This window comes from Flocculibacter collagenilyticus (assembly GCF_016469335.1).
Classification (GTDB): domain Bacteria; phylum Pseudomonadota; class Gammaproteobacteria; order Enterobacterales; family Alteromonadaceae; genus Flocculibacter; species Flocculibacter collagenilyticus.
Window position 1 is genome coordinate 14,156 of record NZ_CP059888.1, and the last position, 19,061, is coordinate 33,216.

A 19,061-nucleotide genomic window follows, 5' to 3' on the forward strand; every position below is an offset into this window, starting at 1 on the left:
TAGAATTCTAAATCAACGTAAAAAGTCCCCTTATCATGGAAAAATACGATATTAAAACCTTTCAAGGTCTAATCCTTGCGCTACAAGATTACTGGGCTAGACAAGGCTGTGTCATTATTCAGCCATTAGATATGGAAGTAGGTGCTGGCACATTCCATCCGATGACATTCCTAAAGTCGATTGGCCCAGAGCCAATGAGCAGTGCTTATGTTCAACCGTGTCGCCGCCCAACCGATGGCCGCTATGGTGAAAATCCAAACCGTTTACAGCACTATTATCAATTCCAAGTGGTAATGAAGCCGTCACCGGAAAACATTCAAGAATTGTATTTAGGCTCATTAAAAGAGTTAGGTTTAGATCCATTAGTACATGATATCCGTTTTGTTGAAGATAACTGGGAATCACCAACGCTAGGTGCTTGGGGTCTAGGTTGGGAGATTTGGTTAAACGGCATGGAAGTTACGCAATTTACTTACTTCCAACAAGTCGGTGGCTTAGAGTGCTCACCAGTAACGGGTGAGATCACATACGGGCTAGAGCGTTTAGCCATGTATATTCAAGGCGTTGACAGCATTTATGATTTGGTATGGACTGATGGGCCATTAGGCCGTGTGACCTACGGTGATGTATTCCACCAAAATGAAGTAGAGCAGTCTACTTACAATTTTGAACATGCTGATGTGCCTGCGCTATTTGCTCAATTTGATCAGTGTGAAAAAGAAAGTCAAAAGTTAATTGAGAGCGGCTTACCTTTACCAGCTTACGAGCAAGTAATGAAAGCATCACACGCATTTAACTTACTTGACGCAAGGCATGCGATCTCGGTAACTGAGCGCCAACGCTATATTTTACGTGTAAGAGCACTCTCTAAAGCGTGTGCGCAAGCGTATTATGAAGCGCGTGAAGCATTAGGCTTCCCATTGTGTAAAAGCAACGCAGAGCAAGGCCAGTAAGGATAATTAGATGACCATCAAAACAGAAAACTTTTTAGTAGAAATTGGCACTGAAGAGCTACCACCAAAGTCACTTAAGAAACTGGCTGAAGCATTTCGTAATAACGTTGAAGAAGGCTTAAACAAGGCTGAGCTAACTTTTGAAAGCATTCAATGGTATGCCGCACCTCGACGTTTAGCGCTTAATGTTACCGCGCTGAGCGAAGCGCAAGCTGATAAAGTAGTTGAAAAGCGTGGTCCTGCGATCACAGCGGCATTTGACCAAGACGGTAATCCTACAAAAGCCGCAGCTGGTTGGGCACGTTCAAACGGCATTACTGTTGAACAAGCGCAGCGCTTAGAAACGGATAAAGGTGCGTGGCTACTGCATAAAGCCGAAGTTAAAGGTAAAGACGTAGATGCGTTGATCCCAGATATTATTATCTCGGCATTAGCCAAGCTACCAATCCCTAAAGCAATGAAATGGGGCGCATTTACCACGCAATTTATTCGTCCAGTTCATACCATTACTATGCTATTTGGTGACCGCGTCATTAGCGGTGAAATATTGGGTAAGCAGTCGGCACAAACATTACGCGGACATCGTTTCCATTCGTCGCAAGACGTGACATTGACTCATGCCGATAACTATTTAACTGCGTTGAAAGATGCATATGTCATGGCTGATTTTGCAGAACGTCAAGCAGTCATTACGCAGCAAGTTGAAGCCGTTGCCGCTAAATTAGGTGGTGTTGCACAGGTTGAGCAAGATTTACTTGATGAAGTTACATCGTTAGTAGAGTGGCCAGTAACACTGTCAGGTGATTTTGAAGCTAAGTTTCTAAATGTACCGGCTGAAGCATTAATCTACACCATGAAGGACGACCAAAAGTACTTCCCAGTATTTGATAACGATGGCAACTTGATGCCGAAGTTTATTTTTGTATCGAATATTGAAAGTAAAGATCCTAGTCAAGTTATCAGTGGTAACGAGAAAGTGATCCGCCCACGTCTTGCTGATGCAGAATTCTTCTTTGAAACAGATAAAAAGAAAACGTTAGCGTCACGCTTAAACAGTTTAGATACTGTGCTATTCCAAAAGCAGTTAGGCACGCTAAAAGACAAGTCAGAACGTATTGCTAGTCTCGCTGGGTTTATTGCTGAAAAGATTGGAGCAAATGTAGCGCACAGTGAGCGCGCAGGTCTATTAAGTAAAACCGACCTGATGACAGAAATGGTGATGGAATTTACTGAAGTGCAGGGTGTAATGGGAATGCATTATGCTAAACACGACGGTGAGCCAGAGTGTGTTGCAAACGCAATGAATGAGCAATACATGCCACGTTTTGCGGGTGATCATCTGCCTCAATCATTAGAAAGTTGTGCGGTAGCACTTGCGGATAAATTCGACTCACTAGCAGGTATTTTTGGTATTGGCCAACAACCTAAGTCAGACAAAGATCCGTTTGCATTACGCCGCGCTGCCATTGGTGCGCTACGTATTTTAGTCGAAAAGGAAATAGACTTAGATATTATTGAACTGACAGAAAAAGCAGTGTCGCTATTTGGTGATAAGCTTACTAACGACAATACGGTACAAGAAGTTGCTGACTTTATGTTGGGTCGTTTCCGTACTTGGTATCAAGACGAAGGTATCAGTGTTGATGTTATTCAAGCGGTATTAGCACGTCGTCCAACTAAGCCATTAGATTTTGATAAGCGTGTTAAAGCTGTTGAGTTTTTCCGTAGTTTAGCTGCATCAGACAGCTTAGCGGCGGCAAATAAGCGTGTTGGTAATATCTTGGCTAAGTTTGATGGCGAAGTACCTAGTTCAATTGATAACACACTATTAGTTGAGCCAGCAGAAAAAACATTAGCAGAAAACGTGATCGCTAAATCAGCCGCGCTTGAGCCTGTATTTGCTGATAAAGATTACCAAAAGGCATTAGCAGAGCTTGCCGAATTAAGACAAGTAGTTGATGACTTCTTCGATAATGTGATGGTAATGGCAGATGATGAAGCGGTGAAGCTAAATCGTCTAGCAATATTAGCTCAGCTACGAGCAATGTTTATGCGCGTTGCAGATATTTCTTTATTGCAGTCGTAAGCACGTAGTGAACAGTTAACTCAGCTATAAAATGAACCGTCGCAAATTAGGTTAAATTTAAGTCTAATTTGCGGCTTCTCAACATATCCCCACATTTTTTCAAAAAATCTCACCACTTTCTTTGTTTATTGGTTCAAACTGAGCGCAATTTAATATAGATTTAGTACTGTCTGATGATGCAAGGCATAAACTAAAGTTAGTTATTCATAAGTCAAAACAGTCAGGCGAAAAGCTCAAATAAATCAGTTAACTTTCGATGCAAAGTATATTAATAAAATAGCGCAAATATACGGAATGTTATCTCAATAGCATCGTGTTATTTCTCATTCAAGCTTGATCTATTAACTGATGTAGTGATGAGCATAAAAGGGCATAGACCCTTACTCATTTTTTAAGATTTAATTGAAGGAACGGACGATGGTTAAACGTTTACTAAAAACAGGTTTAGCGGCGACCACATTATTACTAGCTGCATGCGCATCAAATGATGCAAATGAAACAGAATTTGCTGAAAACATGTATGTACGTGGTGCATTTACATGGTGGGATGCAGAAGAAGAATATCGACTTAAAAAAGTGGGTAACAAACTATATAAAGCATCTGCAGATTTAAAAGCAGACGGCCAACCTTACGAATTTAAATTTGCTGATGCAGCGTGGACCGCTGGCACAAACTGCGGCTATTTAAATAAAGAAGCCGATGAAGTGATTGAATTAGGTTATGTGTACAACGCTAATTGTTCAGCAGTCTTTGAGCATTTTAAGTTTGTTCCAAAAGAAGATGGTACGTACGACTTTTATATTGACTTTTCAGACGATAAATCGCCAATGGTGTTTATCAAAAAAGTGGGCTAATGCGTTAGTTATACTGCATTAGACTAAGTCAATGTGTTTAAAAAGGATCTAGTGTTATAGATCCTTTTTTGTATCTGGCTAGTTAACGTTTACCTTTTTTAATGATGTACTGAAAGGGCAGCTCATCTGTTTGGCTTGTTACTAAGGTATGATCCATAAACTGGCAAAAGCTTGGAATATCTCGCGTGGTGGACGGGTCGTCGGCTATAACAAGTAAGGTTTCACCATCAGCGATTTTTCTTATCTTGCCACGGATCATCATTACGGGCTCAGGGCAACGTAGGCCTATGGCATCAAGGGTGTGATCGGCTTGATTGAAATCGGTCATAAACTGTATCGCTAATTAATTAAAGGAAGGGTTAACTTATGGCGTTGCCAAGTGGGTTATTATATAAGCACAAACGAATACTGCAAAAATAAAAAAGCCGAGTTAGATAATTTACTAGCTCGGCTTTTTTGTTCAGGCTAATGCAAACAGGCTACATGGCCTGATGCAAAAGTCAGTATTTATACACGTTCAAAAATAGTGGCAATACCCTGACCTAAACCAATACACATGGTCGCTAAACCTAGCTCCGTATCTTTGTCTTCCATTATATTAAGAAGCGTTGTTGAAATACGTGCCCCAGAACAGCCTAGCGGATGGCCAAGTGCAATGGCACCACCGTTTAAGTTTACTTTATCATTCATGTGATCAAGTAAATCTAAGCCTTTTAATACTGAAAGACCTTGTGCGGCAAACGCTTCGTTCAATTCTACCGACTGAATATCTGAAATTGATAAGCCAGCAGCTTTAAGTGCTTTTTGAGTAGCAGGCACAGGACCATAACCCATGATAGATGGATCGCAGCCCGCAACGCCCACAGACTTAACACGAGCACGAATGGTTAATCCTAGTGCTTTTGCTTTTTCTTCAGACATGATTAGCATAGCAGAAGCGCCATCTGATAACGCTGAAGAAGTACCTGCGGTAACAGTACCGTTCGCTGGGTCAAATACTGGACGTAATCCTGACAGTGTTTCTACAGTCGTTTCAGGGCGAATGACTTCGTCAGTATCAATTGAGCGTAAAATGCCGTCAGCATCATGTCCTTCAATAGCCACGATTTCTTTTTTGAAGCGACCTTCAACGGTTGCTTCATGGGCAAGTTGGTGAGAACGTGCACCCATTTCGTCTTGCATTTCACGGCTAATGCCATTCATTTTGCCAAGCAACTCAGCCGTTAATCCCATTGCACCCGCAGCTTTAGCAACTGACATGTTTATGCTTGGTGCAAAGTCAATGCCGTGAGTCATCGGTACGTGCCCCATGTGTTCAACACCACCGATTAGGTATACATCACCCATGTTAGCGGCAATGCGTGCGGTGGCGTCATGAATTGCTGACATTGATGAACCACATAAACGGTTAACGGTCACCGCTGGTACACTGTGTGGAATACCTGCAATTAATGCGGCATTACGTGCAATGTTAAAGCCTTGTTCTAGGGTTTGCATAACACAACCCCAAATCACATCGTCAATTTCTTTTGGATCTAACCCTGGGTTACGCTCCAAAATGCTGCTCATTACATGAGCTGAAAGTTCTTCGGCGCGCACATGACGGAAAATACCGTTCTTCGAGCGGCCCATTGGTGTACGAATACAATCTACAATTACGGCGTTTCTCATGATTTATTCTCCGTTACGCTTTATAAAAAGTTTCACCAGCGTCAGCCATTGCGCGGGTTTTTTCTGTTACTTGGTACATCTCACCTAAATCAGCATATTTGTCTGCTAACGCTACAAATTTAGCTAAGCCGATAGTGTCTACATAACGGAATACACCGCCGCGGAATGGAGGGAAGCCTAGACCGTAAATCAGTCCCATATCTGCTTCAGCTGGGCTAGCAATAATCCCTTCCTCTAAACAACGAATGGTTTCGTTAATCATTGGGATCATACAGCGTTCAATAATTTCGTCAGACTCTAATTGCTTAGGTTCATAACCTAATAGCTCGTAAGTTGTTTCTGTTAAGTTTTTAGTCGGGCGGCCACGCTTGTCTTTGCCAAAGTCATAGAAGCCTTTACCGTTCTTCTGACCATAGCGATCGTTCTTGTACATGACTGCAACAGGGTCGTTATCAATTTTTTGCATGCGCGTAGGGAAGCCATCAGCCATGACGTCTGTACAATGGAATGCTGTGTCTAATCCGACAACGTCAAGTAAGTATGCAGGACCCATTGGCCAACCGAACTGCTTTTCCATCACTTTATCAATTTGTGCAATGTCGGCACCGTCAAGTACTAGCTTGCTGAAACCGGCAAAGTATGGGAATAGTACACGGTTAACAAAGAAGCCCGGGCAGTCGTTTACAACAATGGGTGATTTGCCCATTTTCGCAGCATATGCAACAACGGCGGCAACGGTTTCATCAGAAGTTTTTTCGCCACGAATAACTTCAACCAATGGCATTTTCGGTACTGGATTGAAGAAGTGCATGCCGCAGAACTGTTCTGGACGTTCTAAATTTTCAGCCAATGATGTGATTGAAATGGTTGATGTGTTTGAAGTTAGAATCGCATCTTTTTCTACTATGCCTTCTACTTCTTTTAAAACCATGCCCTTAACTTTCGGGTTTTCAACAACGGCTTCAACCACAATATCAACGTCTTTAATGCTGTCGTAAGACAAGCTAGGCGTGATGTTATTTAATGTATTTGCCATTTTCTTACCGTCAATACGGCCACGCTTAAGCTGCTTGTTTAACAGCTGTGATGCTTCATTTAATCCTAATGCTAGTGCATCATCGTTAATGTCTTTCATCACAATAGGCGTGCCTTTAAGTGCAGACTGGTAAGCGATGCCACCACCCATGATACCTGCACCTAACACGGCTGCTTTATTAACGGCTTTAGTCGCCGTTTTAGCTGCTTTTTTCGCTTTGCCTTTAATTAGCTGATCATTCAGGAATAAGCCAATTTGTGCTTGCGCAGCATCCGTTTTTGCAAGTTTTGCAAAGCCTTTGTTCTCAATAGCTAGCGCTTCAGCACGTTCTGCGTTTGCACCTGCTTCAACACTATTTACCATCACCATTGGCGCAGGGTAATGTTTGCCTGCTTTAGCTGCAACCATGCCTTTCGCCATATTAAAGCTCATGGTTTGCTCTGTTTTGTTCATTTTCAGTGGTGACTGTTTTAATGCGCGACGTGCTTTCCAGTCTAGCTTGCCATCTATTGCATCTTTAACCATGCTAAGTGCTGCTTGTTCAAGCTTGTCAGATTCAACAACCGCATCAATCGCTTTTTGTTTTAAGGCATCGATCGCTTTGTATTCTTTACCTGTGCTCATCCATTCCATTGCATTGTCGGCACCAATAACACGTGGAAGACGCACTGAACCACCAAAACCTGGCATTAATCCTAATTTAACTTCTGGTAGGCCAACTCTTGCTGTGGTGTCGGTAACACGAAAATCGTTAGCAAGTGCCCATTCAAAACCGCCGCCCAATGCAAAGCCGCTAATAGCTGCAACAGTTGGAACGTTAAGATCTTCCATCGCATTAAATACGGCAGAGCCTTCTTCGATCCAGCCAATTAATTCTTCTTCTGGCATGGTGAAAGAGCTTAAGAATTCAGTGATATCTGCGCCTACAATGAAGGCAGATTTGCCAGAAGTACAAATAAGGCCTTTTAAGTCACTTTCTTGTTGTAATTTGTCGAGTGCTTCGCGACATTCTTTTAAGGTGGCCTGATCAAATTTATTTACTGAACCGTCAGCGTCAAATTTCAGCTCGGCGATGCCTTGCTCGATATATGAAACGCTGATTGATGTACCTTGATAAATCATGTTCTATGATCTCCGTTATCTCTTATACTCAGCTAAACCTGAGTAGAGCTGGTTGTCTTTATGTCTGTATAAACATTTGCGTAATTACTCTATTCGTCAGCAGTTTGGCGTGTCTAACAAAAAAATGCAATTAAATTTTAAACGCCTGTTTGAATCTGCGGTCATACGAAATAATTTTCATCTGGATTAAAAGTAGTCTATTTATGCCAAAACGGTTTTTATAATCGATTTTTTGTTAGTAATGCGCATTGCTGATCTTGGTTAATTGGCTCTAGAATGTTCTAATGGCAATCCATGTCTTGGAAAGAAAAGGGTCGTTAAATGATACGAAACTGGAGTTGCATAATTGGAAGTGTGTTGCTGGCGTTTAATGTTTACGCAAGTAATGACAATGAAATGCAAAAACAGCGCGATCTTTTTTTGAAAACCGAGTATGCCGCTAAAAAACCAATGAAGCGCAGCTACTATTGGTTAAAAAAGCAGTTGGGGGACTATCCGCTTGCACCTTATGCGGAACTAGAATATTTAAAACATCGGGTGTTTTATTCCAGCGAAAAACAAATTCACAGTTTTATTACCCGTTATCAAGGCACTCCCTTAGATGCACCGCTACGCGAGAAGTGGCTGCGTTATTTGGCAAAGAAAAACTATCAAAAAACCTTCTTACGTGATTACCGTGATCTCAGTGAAGCGGATTTATCTTGTTACCATTTACGTTTCCAGCTTGATCAGGGTAAGCCTGCCAAAGAAATACTGCCGCAAGTAGATAAATTATGGATTGTGGGCAAGTCGCAACCCAAAGCCTGTGATCCACTCTTTACTCAATGGCGCAAGCAAGGTTACCAAACCACAGATAAAGTGTGGCAGCGTTTAACATTGGCAGCTGAAGGAGGGAATCACACGCTTATTCCTTACCTCAAAAAGTTATTACCGCAATCGGAACGTTATTTAGCTGATTTATACTACAAAGTGCGTCGTGCGCCGAGCTATGTAAGTAAACAGGGGAAGTTTCCTAATAAAAACATAAAAGAAACCAGTATTGTTAAATACGGTATCAAACGATTGGCGTGGCGTGATCGTGATTTAGCATTGAAAGTATGGCCGAAACTACAAAAAAAATACTCGTTTACGGCTGAACAGCGTAACGACGTGATTCGTACGTTGGCGATAAGCCTCGCGTCCTCTAATCATGCCAAAGCGCGCTATTGGCTAGAGCAAGTGCCGGCTGACGTATTAGATAGCAGTTTAGTGCAATGGCGCATAGCCGACAGTTTGCGAAATGAAGAGTGGCAGACCGCGTTGAATATTTTGCAAGCGTTGCCAGAATCATTACAGCAAAAAGAAAGCTGGCAGTATTGGATTGCCCGAAGTTTGCAAGGGCTAGGGGCAGAGGCTGCGGCGCAGCAGGCGTTTACCTCGTTAGCTGAAAAACGTCACTATTATGGCTTTTTAGCTGCAGCGCAAGTGGGTAAAAAGCCTAACTTTAGTAATGTACCTGTAAAGCCAACCGCAGAAGATATTCAATATGTTGAACAGTTACCTGCGATGCAGCGGGCGAAAGAATTGTTTGGCTTAAAGCGTTTTACGCAAGCACGACGTGAGTGGAACTTTTTAAAGTCACGCATAAGTAAAAATGCAAAGTTAGCCGCAGCCAAAATTTCTCATCAGTGGGGGTGGTATGACCGGGCGATATTTACCTTGGCTGAGGTTGAGTATTATGATGATGTAGCACTGCGCTTTCCGTTAGCGTTTCAGGATACGGTGTCATCGTATGCCAATACGCATCAAATTAACCCGTCGTGGGCGTTTGCTATCACTCGTCGTGAATCGTCATTTATGGCTGATGCGAATTCAGGTGCAGGCGCACTAGGGTTAATGCAAATTATGCCAAATACAGCAAAACATATCGCTAAAAAGCGAGTATCACGTAGAAACTTATTCAATCCAAAAACTAATATCAATTATGGTACTAAGTACCTGAAGCAACTACTTAACCGAACGGAAGGCAATGTGGTTGTCGCAACCGCAGCTTATAATGCCGGTATTTATCGCGTAAGAAAATGGTTACCCGATGAAGAGCCGATGCCAGCAGATATTTGGATAGAAACGATTCCTTATAAAGAAACACGCGACTATGTGAAAGCGGTAATGGCGTATCGCCAAATTTATACGCATTTATTAGGGCAAGACGAGAATATCTTTAACGATTTAACCAATATGGCGATTCAGCGTTAGTGCACACGTGTGGCAAAGCGCTGCCATGAAATATGTTGTGCGGGCACGCCAATGCTATCAATTAAATGATGAAGTGTTGGTTTGTCTAGCTGGCTGATGGATACCGTGCTGCCTCGTACCTTTGTGCCCAATGTATAAGCAAGGTAATTAGTAGGGTTAATTTGTAAACGTTGACACTGCTGCTTGATATGGGCTTCAAAATTTGCGCGAAACGAGCTGAAGGCGGTTTTTTTGCCTTGGCTGTCAGTACTTGGAATATCACATTTCTGCATATATCCCTGACGATCACCGTCACCACTAAACCATAGTCGTATTTTTTCACTATAGCGGTTATTTTTAGTAGGTAAGTCGCTAAACAACCGCTGTTCTGGGCTGCCTGGTTGTTGGTTCATCCATTCTATAAAGCCTGCATCAATCAAACAGTGATGAAGAGGCAGTGTCCGAGACGCAAGCCGACTGTGATTGCCAACCGTAACAAAGTAGCGCTGATCATGGTGCGCGATGTCGTTTTTTGCGATTAATGCGAGCTCTTCGCTATTTGCACCGGTAAACCAAGCGAGTAAGGGAAGCCAAAACTGCCAGTCGCGAGGCTGTTCATGAGAGATCAGAAAGTCACTGTAAATATAACCAGAAAACAAGGCACGCACTTCCATAATTGAAAACGGACGTCGTCCAACATGCTTCTTCATATACTAACCTAAATATCTGATTCATTTGTGTATTGTAACCATTACTTTATTGATGTGGGTAGCTTAGTCAATAAAAAACCTGAACTCTGGATAAGCAGTACCGCTCAAAACCGTTATTTTTGCACTTCTTTGCGTTAGTTTTACTTGCAATAGGCAAGCTACTGACGTGTAAAACTGCCTTGATAAGCACTAAAACTAACTATTTTGAGCTAAAAATATGAATTTAGATTAATATCATATAGTTGCAGTACTCGTTATCCAAAGTTCAGGTTAACAAGATAATTTAAGGTGGATAGCTGGTTTGTCAGATTGGGTATGATACCATCGTCATCATTGTTCACTATTAACGAGGCAGGATATGCAAACGATTATTGCGCTATATCATGATCACATCAACGAACTTCAAGTTAGGGTTAAAAATGTACTGCGCCGCGAGGGGTTAACTGGTTTAGTTATTCATTCTGGCCAAGCTAAACGACAGTTTTTAGATGATATGGACTACCCGTTTAAAGTGAACCCACAATTTAAGGCATGGCTGCCTGTTATTGACAATCCAAACTGCTGGATTGTGGTAGACGGTGAAGCAAAGCCTAAACTTATTTTTTATCGTCCAAAAGATTTCTGGCACAAAGTGCCTGACGAGCCTAATGACTTTTGGGCCGACTTTTTTGATATTCAATTACTAGAGAAAGCGGATCAGGTAGAGCAGTTATTACCTTATGATAAGTCGGGCTTAGCCTACCTTGGTGAATATATTGAAGTAGCGCAAGCATTAGGGTTTGAACAAATTAATCCAGAAGAAGTACTTAACTATTTGCACTTTCATCGCGCTTATAAAACAGAGTATGAACTTGCGTGTTTACGTGAAGCGAACCGTATTGCTGTGTTGGGGCACACTGCGGCAAAGCGTGCGTTTTTAGCAGGTGCCTCGGAATACGATATTAATGTGGCATATAACCAGGCTATTTTGCATGGTGATGAAGAAACCCCGTATGGCAACATTGTTGCACTAAATGAAAATTGTTCAATTTTGCATTACATGGTGCGCGACAAACAAGCGCCTTCAGAAAGTCGTTCATTTTTAATTGATGCAGGTGCGCAATACCATGGCTATGCGGCAGACATTACCCGTACGTATTCTGCTAAAGATGATGAGTTCGCCGAGTTGATTAACGCCATGAGAGACGTTGAACTGGCATTGTGTGATGGCTTAAAGCCGGGTTTAAAATATGGTGATTTGCACATTGAAGCGCATAATCGCATTGCAAAAGTGCTACAAGATTTTGATTTTGTGAAGCTTGATGCCGATGCCATTGTTGAACAAAAAATCACATCAACCTTCTTCCCTCATGGACTAGGCCATCATTTAGGTTTGCAAGTACATGATATGGGCGGATTTATGGCTGACGAACGAGGCACGCACATGGCGCCGCCAGAAGGACATCCGTTCTTACGTACCACACGTATTATAGAACCTAATCAAGTGTTTACGATTGAACCTGGCTTGTACTTTATTGATAGTTTGCTCGCCGTACTGAAAGACTCTGAACAAAGCAAATACATTAACTGGGCAAAAGTCGATCAGTTCCGTAAGTATGGTGGGATCCGTATTGAGGATAATATTATTGTGCACCGTGAGCGCAATGAAAATATGACACGAGATTTAAAGCTAGGGTAAACCTTACCGAATAACGTTAATGCGGTGATCAGGTGATTACCGCGCATCTTGCTTGTAGCGCTTTCAATAAGCGTCATTCAATCATCATACTCATTAAGTTAACATGTCTAATTTAACACCATATTTTGTGCCTGCAGAACCGCTAATCCACGAAGAAGAAGTAAAACGCAGTGTATTTATTGCTCATATAGCGCACACGCCAACCCCACAGGACGCCAAAGCATTTATTAATGAAATAAAAGCAAAGCACCCTGATGCATCTCATAACTGTTGGGCGCATATTGCAGGCCGACCCAATGATTCACAGCGATATGGCTTTAGTGATGATGGTGAGCCTGCGGGCGCAGCGGGTAGGCCTATTTTCAATGCATTACAAGGGGCTGATATTGGCGAAATTACCATTGTTATCACTCGTTATTTTGGCGGCACTAAACTGGGTGTCGGTGGCATGGCAAGAGCCTATGGAGGTTGTGCTGGTGCGGCACTAAAACTGCTTAATCGAAAAGAGAGGTGGGTACTTACTACGCTATCATGTCATGTAAATTATGATGATAACTCAGTTGTGCAACATATTATCGCTCAATACGAAGGCGAGTTGGTAAAGGTTGATTATGCTGAGCAAATTACGATTGAGGTTGCCATTCAAAGCCGCAAAGTAACAGCGTTTATTGATGAGGTTTATAATGCAACGGCTGGGCGTGTTTCTTTTACTGAGCTAGACAAATAAGTTCAACGCGCAGCCAGAAACCCATCTGATTTACTAATTCAGTTTTATTTATATTCAATCCCTTATATACTTTTTGCCACAGCAAAGGGAATTTTACCCGTCATGTCTCCAACATCTGGAAAATAAGTCAAACGCTATGCAGTTTCGTACCATAATTAGAATTTTGGGTGTATTGGTTGCACTATTTAGTATGTCGATGGTTCCACCCGCAATTGTTTCGCTTATATATAAAGATGGCGGCGGATTACCATTTGTTATTGCTTTTATTCTTAGCGTGCTAACGGGTCTTGCGTTTTGGTATCCCAATCGAAACCAAAAAGGAGACTTAAAGGCGCGAGAAGGCTTTCTGATTGTTGTGCTATTTTGGGTGGTGCTGGGTAGTTTTGGTTCGTTACCTTTTTTATTTTTAGATCAGCCTGCCATGTCATTAGCTGACGCCATATTTGAGTCATTTTCTGGCTTAACCACCACTGGGGCGACGGTCATAACGGGGATTGAGTATTTACCTAAATCATTCCAGTTTTATCGTCAACAACTACAATGGCTCGGCGGGATGGGGATCATTGTACTTGCGGTAGCTATTTTACCTATGCTTGGTGTAGGTGGCATGCAGTTGTACCGCGCAGAAACACCAGGCCCCATTAAAGACTCAAAAATGACGCCGCGTATCGCGGATACGGCGAAACACCTTTGGTATATTTATGTGTCGTTAACGGTTGCGTGTACCGGTGCATACTGGACGGCAGGGATGAATTTATTTGACGCAATTTGTCATGCATTTTCAACCATTGCGATTGGTGGTTTTTCAAATTATGACGCCAGTATTGGGCACTTTAATAGCCCTGTGATTAACGCTATTTGTGTGGTGTTTTTATTAATTTCAGGGGTTAATTTCGCCTTGCACTACGCGGCATTAAATCATCGTAGTATTAAAACTTACTTAGGTGATCCTGAGTTTAAAGCCTTTATGGGCATTCAAATATCCTTAATTTTATTATGCTTTGTTGTGCTACTAAATAGCGGCATTTATGACACTAGCGAGCAGGCATTAGATGATGCCGTGTTTCAGGCGGTATCAATTAGCACCACAGCAGGCTTTGCAACAGCAAACTTTGCAGAATGGCCAGTATTCCTTCCCATCTTACTTATTTTTGCTAGCTTTATTGGTGGTTGTGCTGGTTCAACGGGTGGGGGCATGAAAGTGGTGCGTATCTTACTGCTATACCTTCAAGGGGTAAGAGAGCTGAACCGATTGGTGCATCCACGCGCAGTCTTTTCCATCAAATTAGGCGCAAAAGCCTTGCCGGATAAAGTGGTTGAAGCGGTATGGGGATTCTTTTCTGCGTATACGCTGGTCTTTGTGTTGATCATGTTGGCTCTATTAGCCACTGGCATGGATAACATGACGGCGTTTTCTGCAACGGCTGCGTGTTTAAATAACTTGGGGCCGGGCTTGGCAGGAGTGGCTGCACACTATGGTGATATTGCAGATTCCAGTAAATGGATTTTAGTACTGGCGATGGTATTTGGCCGACTGGAAGTGTTTACCCTATTGGTGTTATTTACACCTGCATTTTGGCGTTCTTAGTCTGCAAATGGGACGACTGTGCTAACGGCTAATGCGGCAGCTATAGTCAAATTGTGCGGTGCCTTTTACGGCATCAATTTTATTTAGTGTTACTTGGCAACGATAATACGGCTTAACCGTAAGCGTGATGGTTTGTGCAGTACGCATAAAATAAAGCGCATTCCCGCTGTATGTTTTTACTAAATTGGTGCCGATTTCTCGGATCCCAAAACGGCTATTAATGCCTTCTATCATGGTAATGGAATCGTTTTCGCCGAGTTCAAACTGGTTAATATGGTTTTCTTGATGGGCAGCAAGCGTTTCTAAATCAGATAGTTGTCGACGCAATTTTTCGTTTTCAGTTCTTAGCGCCTCAACCTCACCTAAATAATTATTTATTTCATTATTCTTACTAGCCACTTCTTGTTGGCGCTCTGTGGTCAAGGCGGCTACGCGGTTACGAAGGGTAGAGACTTGTTCACGTAACATGGTCAATTCTTGGCGTTGTTCGTTGCTAAGCGCGATTTGTTGTTGGGTTTTATTTAGTTCTGGAAGTAAGGTGGCAAGCTGTTTTAAGTCTTCAGTTTGTTTCAGTGCTTGTTCAAGTGTTGCCACTTTATTTTGTTGTTGTTGGTTGCCGCTGAAATAGGCAAAGCCAGCACCAATAATAAATAACAGTAAAATTACGCCTACCCAAGTAACAACATAACGGTCAGTAAATCGTTCAGTGTTTTGCTGTAAGGTGTGTATGGCTTGTTTAATATTACTGTTATGTTTATTCATAATTCCGTTGCAAATAATACGTTAAATGTCGACTACTAGATAAATATTGCACTAACAGCAAAGAGTTTTTCAATTTCGTAAATGTATTTTTTATCAATCAAAAATAAAATGACGTGATCATCTTCTTCAATGACGGTCTTATCGTGCGCGATTAACACTTCATTGTCACGTACAATTGCGCCAATTGTTGCACCAGGAGGTAATTTGATTTCTCCAATCGTGCGCCCGACGACTTTTGAGGTGTTTTCATCACCATGTGCAACTGCTTCTACGGCTTCTGCAGCACCTTTACGTAATGAATACACGTTAACAATGCCCGAGCGTCGAATGTGGGTTAACAGTGCGGAAATAGTGGTTTGCTGCGGCGAAATAGCAATATCAATCTCGCCGCCTTGGATAAGGTCAACGTAAGCAGTGCGCTGAATCAGCACCATCGTTTTTTGTGCGCCTAAGCGTTTAGCTAACATCGCAGACATGATGTTTGCCTCATCATCATTGGTTACTGCAATAAAAACATCAACGTGTTCAATATGCTCTTCTGATAATAGTTCCTGATCCGACGCATCTCCACAAAAAACTAAGGTATTGTTTAACGTTTCAGAGAGTGATTCTGCTCGATTTTGGTCGCGCTCTATTAATTTGACTTTATGCTGTTGCTCTAATGACTTTGCTAATCCGCAGCCTATGTTGCCGCCGCCGACGATCATAATGTTCTTGTAGCTTTGTTCTAACTTTTGCAGTTCGCTCATTACCGCGCGAATGTGCTTGGTGGCAGCCACGAAGAACACTTCATCGTCCGCTTCTATTACAGTGGTGCCAAGAGGCTTAATGGGGCGGCCTTGGCGATAAATTGCGGCAACACGCGTATCAACGTTAGGGATATGATCTTTCAATGCTGATAAGGCATAGCCCACTAATAAGCCACCGTAATAGGCTTTTACAGCCACTAATGACACCTTGCCGTTACCAAATTCGAGTACCTGCAATGCGCCGGGGTAATCGATTAAGCGTCTAATGTAATGCGTTACTAGCTGCTCAGGCGCGATGTAGTGATCCACCGGCATTTCGTGATTATGAAACAGTTGATGACGGTACTCTAGGTATGCCTCTGAACGAATACGTGCAATTTTCGAGGGTGTGTTAAATAAGCTATAGGCCACTTGGCAAGCTACCATATTAACTTCATCACTGCTGGTTACGGCGATAATCATATCGGCATCTTCGGCACCTGCTTGGCGCAAAACATTGGGATGCGCGCTGTGACCGTTAATGGTTTTAAGGTCGAGTTTGTCTTGCAGTTCGTTTAGTCGTGCAGCGTTAATATCAACAATCGTGATATCGTTTTGCTCACCGACCAAATTTTCCGCTAGTGTGCCACCTACTTGCCCAGCACCGAGAATGATTATCTTCATTTAGTTTCGTTAATTTTTTTGTGTAGTTTGGCGTAATAAAAGCCATCCATATTATTGTCGCCAGGTAAAATTTGCCAGCCAATTCGTTGATCGTGTTGATAAGCAATAGGTAATAACTCGGCATCGGTTTGGCTTGCTAAAAATTGCTCGATTTGTTGCTGGTTTTCTTCTGGTAATACACTACAGGTGGCATACAGTAAAATGCCTCCTGGTTTTAATGTTGGCCATAGTGCGAGCAATATTTTTTGTTGTAGTGCCGCTAATTCCGCAATGTCATTGTTTCTACGAAGCCATTTGATATCTGGATGACGTCTAATCACACCCGTTGCAGAGCAAGGTGCATCTAACAAAATGCGGTCATACAATTCACCATTAAACCATTGTTGCGGTTGGCTCGCGTCACCACAGATGGTGTTTGCCGTGAGTTTTAATCGCTGTAGATTTTCAAGCACCCGACTGAGGCGTGATTCGTCACTATCAATTGCTGTCATTTTTATATCATGGGTGAGCTCTAAAATATGACAGGTTTTACCACCAGGGGCCGCACAGGCATCAAGTACATTGTGATGCGGTTGAGCATCTAATAATAATGCCGCATGTTGTGCCGCTGCGTCTTGTACCGAGCAACTGCCTAGCTCAAAGTCAGGCAGTTTAGCCACATCAATAGGGGTATCTAGTAAGATGGCTTGTGATGCTGTTTCAGATACAGTGTGTTTAATATTCAGCTCATTTAACTGATCACTATAACTATTACGCGGTTGTACTTGTTCGTTTACTCTTAGCCACAACGGTGCTTGTTGCTGATTATTGCTTAAGATTTGTTGCCATTGTTCAGGATAAGCGGCTTGAACGCGTTTAATAAACCAGTTTGGGTGTGCGTATTGGAGCACAGGGCTCGCTTGTTCTGCTTGCCATAAGGCTTGTTCACGGCGCTGAAAATTACGTAATACGCCGTTGATCATGCCTTTTAACCCCGGCGCTTTAAGTTGTTTTGTTGCTTTAACGGTTTCAGCCACGGCGGCATGTGCAGGAATACGCATTTCCGCCAGTTGATAAATACCCACATACAATAAGAATTGAAATAGGCGTTGTTTGCCTTTTAATGGCTTGCTGACTAATTCATTGGTTACATAATCCAATTTTGGTAACCAGCGTAATACGCCATAGCAAATATGTTGAAGCAACGCTTTATCTTTACTAGAAGCTAATTGTTGTTGTGCCTGAGGGAGCGCATCATTTAACGATTGGCCTTTATCGACAACCTGAAATAAACAATTAGCAGCAAGTGCTCTTACATTCATTTTAACACCTTGCCCGGTGTTACCCATTCGGCGCGCGCATTGATAAAGTCTTGTGCAGACATGGCTTTTTTACCAGGGGGTTGTAATGAAGTAATTGACAGTACATCCTGTTGAGTGGCGATATTAATGCCTTGTTTTGTGGCAGAAAGAATAGTGCCTGGTGCTGCATTATGTGCCTCATCAATAACCTGTGCTTGCCACACTTTAATGTTATGTTCATCAAGCTTAGTGTAAGACATCGGCCACGGATTGAACGCTCTGATTTCACGTTCTAATTCAGCTGCGGATTTATTCCAATCTAATAACGCTTCTTCTTTTGACAATTTTTCAGCGTAATTAGCGAGCTTGTCATCTTGAGGTGTCGCGGTAATTTGTTGTTCAGCAATTAAGGTCAGTGAGGTGAGCAAAGCCCTCGGGCCAATTTCTGCTAACTTGTTATACATGCTTGCACTGGTGTCGGTGGCTTCAATAGGTGTGCGGGCAATATGTAAAATATCACCGGTATCTAACCCTGCATCCATTTGCATAATGGTGACACCTGTTTCAGCATCACCCGCCCAAATGGCGCGCTGGATTGGAGCTGCACCACGCCAGCGAGGAAGTATAGAACCGTGTACATTAATGCAGCCATATTTGGGTGTGTCTAATACCACTTGTGGCAAAATTAACCCATACGCAACAACAACCATCAGATCAGCGTTAAACGCAGCCAGTGCGTGTTGCGCTTCTTCAGACTTTAAACTGCTTGGTTGAACCACGGGCAAGTCATGCTCTTGTGCAAGTTGCTTAACCGGGCTGGCTTGAAGTTTTTTACCCCGTCCAGCGGGGCGGTCGGGCATAGTATAAACTGCACAGATTTGATGTTCTGAATCAATAAGTGCTTGAAGGTGCTTTGCTGCAAAATCAGGGGTGCCAGCAAAAATAATCTTTAATGGATTAGACAAAA

At 42.5% G+C, this 19,061-nt stretch carries 15 protein-coding genes; 7 read left to right on the forward strand and 8 right to left on the reverse strand.

Going from position 1 to position 19,061, the window contains the following annotated elements; all coding sequences use genetic code 11:
* Nucleotides 1–35: 35 nt before the first annotated feature.
* The 3 genes from glyQ to HUU81_RS00060 all read left to right on the forward strand — a co-directional run bounded on the left by glyQ (nucleotide 36) and on the right by HUU81_RS00060 (nucleotide 3,894).
* Nucleotides 36–953: a glycine--tRNA ligase subunit alpha gene (gene glyQ, locus HUU81_RS00050; protein ID WP_199610157.1), complete on the forward strand. Its 918-nt coding sequence runs from the start codon at nucleotides 36–38 to the stop codon at nucleotides 951–953.
* A gap of 16 nt (nucleotides 954–969) precedes the next feature.
* Nucleotides 970–3,039 (forward strand): glycine--tRNA ligase subunit beta, encoded by a 2,070-nt coding sequence (gene glyS, locus HUU81_RS00055; RefSeq protein ID WP_199611918.1) that lies wholly within the window; start codon nucleotides 970–972, stop codon nucleotides 3,037–3,039.
* A gap of 417 nt (nucleotides 3,040–3,456) precedes the next feature.
* The gene (locus tag HUU81_RS00060; RefSeq protein ID WP_199610158.1) at nucleotides 3,457–3,894 is read left to right on the forward strand and encodes a hypothetical protein; all 438 of its coding nucleotides are present in this window, start codon (nucleotides 3,457–3,459) and stop codon (nucleotides 3,892–3,894) included.
* 82 nt (nucleotides 3,895–3,976) lie between these two features.
* On the opposite strand, the gene tusA is transcribed toward HUU81_RS00060, so the two are convergent.
* The 3 genes from tusA to fadB all read right to left on the reverse strand — a co-directional run bounded on the left by tusA (nucleotide 3,977) and on the right by fadB (nucleotide 7,723).
* On the reverse strand, nucleotides 3,977–4,222 hold the full coding sequence (tusA, locus tag HUU81_RS00065; RefSeq protein WP_199610159.1) for a sulfurtransferase TusA: 246 nt from the start codon (nucleotides 4,220–4,222) through the stop codon (nucleotides 3,977–3,979).
* A 179-nt stretch (nucleotides 4,223–4,401) separates the two neighbouring features.
* Entirely contained in the window at nucleotides 4,402–5,565 is a 1,164-nt protein-coding gene (gene fadA, locus HUU81_RS00070; protein WP_199610160.1) for an acetyl-CoA C-acyltransferase FadA, read from the reverse strand.
* 13 nt (nucleotides 5,566–5,578) lie between these two features.
* Nucleotides 5,579–7,723 (reverse strand): fatty acid oxidation complex subunit alpha FadB, encoded by a 2,145-nt coding sequence (gene fadB / locus HUU81_RS00075; RefSeq protein WP_199610161.1) that lies wholly within the window; start codon nucleotides 7,721–7,723, stop codon nucleotides 5,579–5,581.
* A gap of 321 nt (nucleotides 7,724–8,044) precedes the next feature.
* Here fadB and HUU81_RS00080 point away from each other — a divergent pair, with 321 nt between their 5' ends.
* A complete protein-coding gene (locus HUU81_RS00080; protein WP_199610162.1) occupies nucleotides 8,045–9,958 on the forward strand; it encodes a transglycosylase SLT domain-containing protein in 1,914 nt (637 codons plus the stop codon).
* Here HUU81_RS00080 and HUU81_RS00085 read toward each other — a convergent pair.
* Nucleotides 9,955–10,647 carry a site-specific integrase gene (locus tag HUU81_RS00085; protein ID WP_199610163.1) on the reverse strand — a complete coding sequence of 231 codons (693 nt, stop codon included), beginning with the start codon at nucleotides 10,645–10,647 and terminating at the stop codon, nucleotides 9,955–9,957. The two genes, HUU81_RS00080 and HUU81_RS00085, sit on opposite strands and share 4 nt — an antisense overlap.
* A 358-nt stretch (nucleotides 10,648–11,005) precedes the next feature.
* Here HUU81_RS00085 and pepQ point away from each other — a divergent pair, with 358 nt between their 5' ends.
* The 3 genes from pepQ (at nucleotide 11,006) to HUU81_RS00100 (ending at nucleotide 14,640) form a co-directional block, all read left to right on the forward strand.
* On the forward strand, nucleotides 11,006–12,325 hold the full coding sequence (gene pepQ, locus HUU81_RS00090) for a Xaa-Pro dipeptidase (protein WP_199610164.1): 1,320 nt from the start codon (nucleotides 11,006–11,008) through the stop codon (nucleotides 12,323–12,325).
* Nucleotides 12,326–12,428: 103 nt separating this feature from the next.
* Nucleotides 12,429–13,052, forward strand: coding sequence for a YigZ family protein (locus HUU81_RS00095; RefSeq protein WP_199610165.1), 624 nt, complete (start codon nucleotides 12,429–12,431; stop codon nucleotides 13,050–13,052).
* A 136-nt stretch (nucleotides 13,053–13,188) separates the two neighbouring features.
* Nucleotides 13,189–14,640: a TrkH family potassium uptake protein gene (locus HUU81_RS00100; RefSeq protein ID WP_199610166.1), complete on the forward strand. Its 1,452-nt coding sequence runs from the start codon at nucleotides 13,189–13,191 to the stop codon at nucleotides 14,638–14,640.
* A gap of 21 nt (nucleotides 14,641–14,661) precedes the next feature.
* Here HUU81_RS00100 and HUU81_RS00105 read toward each other — a convergent pair whose 3' ends face one another.
* From HUU81_RS00105 to fmt, 4 genes are read right to left on the reverse strand one after another with little or no spacing between them, the layout of a single operon-like run.
* A complete protein-coding gene (locus tag HUU81_RS00105; RefSeq protein WP_199610167.1) occupies nucleotides 14,662–15,402 on the reverse strand; it encodes a hypothetical protein in 741 nt (246 codons plus the stop codon).
* A gap of 35 nt (nucleotides 15,403–15,437) precedes the next feature.
* Complete coding sequence (gene trkA / locus HUU81_RS00110; protein ID WP_199610168.1) at nucleotides 15,438–16,814, reverse strand: Trk system potassium transporter TrkA; 1,377 nt, start codon at nucleotides 16,812–16,814, stop codon at nucleotides 15,438–15,440.
* Nucleotides 16,811–18,115, reverse strand: coding sequence for a 16S rRNA (cytosine(967)-C(5))-methyltransferase RsmB (gene rsmB, locus HUU81_RS00115; protein ID WP_199610169.1), 1,305 nt, complete (start codon nucleotides 18,113–18,115; stop codon nucleotides 16,811–16,813). The genes trkA and rsmB overlap by 4 nt, the downstream gene beginning before the upstream one ends.
* A complete protein-coding gene (fmt, locus tag HUU81_RS00120) occupies nucleotides 18,112–19,059 on the reverse strand; it encodes a methionyl-tRNA formyltransferase (RefSeq protein ID WP_199610170.1) in 948 nt (315 codons plus the stop codon). Before fmt ends, rsmB begins: the two co-directional genes overlap by 4 nt.
* Nucleotides 19,060–19,061: the final 2 nt, after the last annotated feature.

Coding starts and splice junctions, on each gene's coding strand:
- glyQ (WP_199610157.1), top strand. CDS start 36: ATGGAAAAATACGATATTAAAACCTTTCAAGGTCTAATCCTTGCGCTA.
- rsmB (WP_199610169.1), bottom strand. CDS start 18,115: ATGAATGTAAGAGCACTTGCTGCTAATTGTTTATTTCAGGTTGTCGAT.
- HUU81_RS00105 (WP_199610167.1), bottom strand. CDS start 15,402: ATGAATAAACATAACAGTAATATTAAACAAGCCATACACACCTTACAG.
- tusA (WP_199610159.1), bottom strand. CDS start 4,222: ATGACCGATTTCAATCAAGCCGATCACACCCTTGATGCCATAGGCCTA.
- fadA (WP_199610160.1), bottom strand. CDS start 5,565: ATGAGAAACGCCGTAATTGTAGATTGTATTCGTACACCAATGGGCCGC.
- pepQ (WP_199610164.1), top strand. CDS start 11,006: ATGCAAACGATTATTGCGCTATATCATGATCACATCAACGAACTTCAA.
- HUU81_RS00060 (WP_199610158.1), top strand. CDS start 3,457: ATGGTTAAACGTTTACTAAAAACAGGTTTAGCGGCGACCACATTATTA.
- HUU81_RS00100 (WP_199610166.1), top strand. CDS start 13,189: ATGCAGTTTCGTACCATAATTAGAATTTTGGGTGTATTGGTTGCACTA.
- trkA (WP_199610168.1), bottom strand. CDS start 16,814: ATGAAGATAATCATTCTCGGTGCTGGGCAAGTAGGTGGCACACTAGCG.
- fadB (WP_199610161.1), bottom strand. CDS start 7,723: ATGATTTATCAAGGTACATCAATCAGCGTTTCATATATCGAGCAAGGC.
- HUU81_RS00080 (WP_199610162.1), top strand. CDS start 8,045: ATGATACGAAACTGGAGTTGCATAATTGGAAGTGTGTTGCTGGCGTTT.
- HUU81_RS00095 (WP_199610165.1), top strand. CDS start 12,429: ATGTCTAATTTAACACCATATTTTGTGCCTGCAGAACCGCTAATCCAC.
- HUU81_RS00085 (WP_199610163.1), bottom strand. CDS start 10,647: ATGAAGAAGCATGTTGGACGACGTCCGTTTTCAATTATGGAAGTGCGT.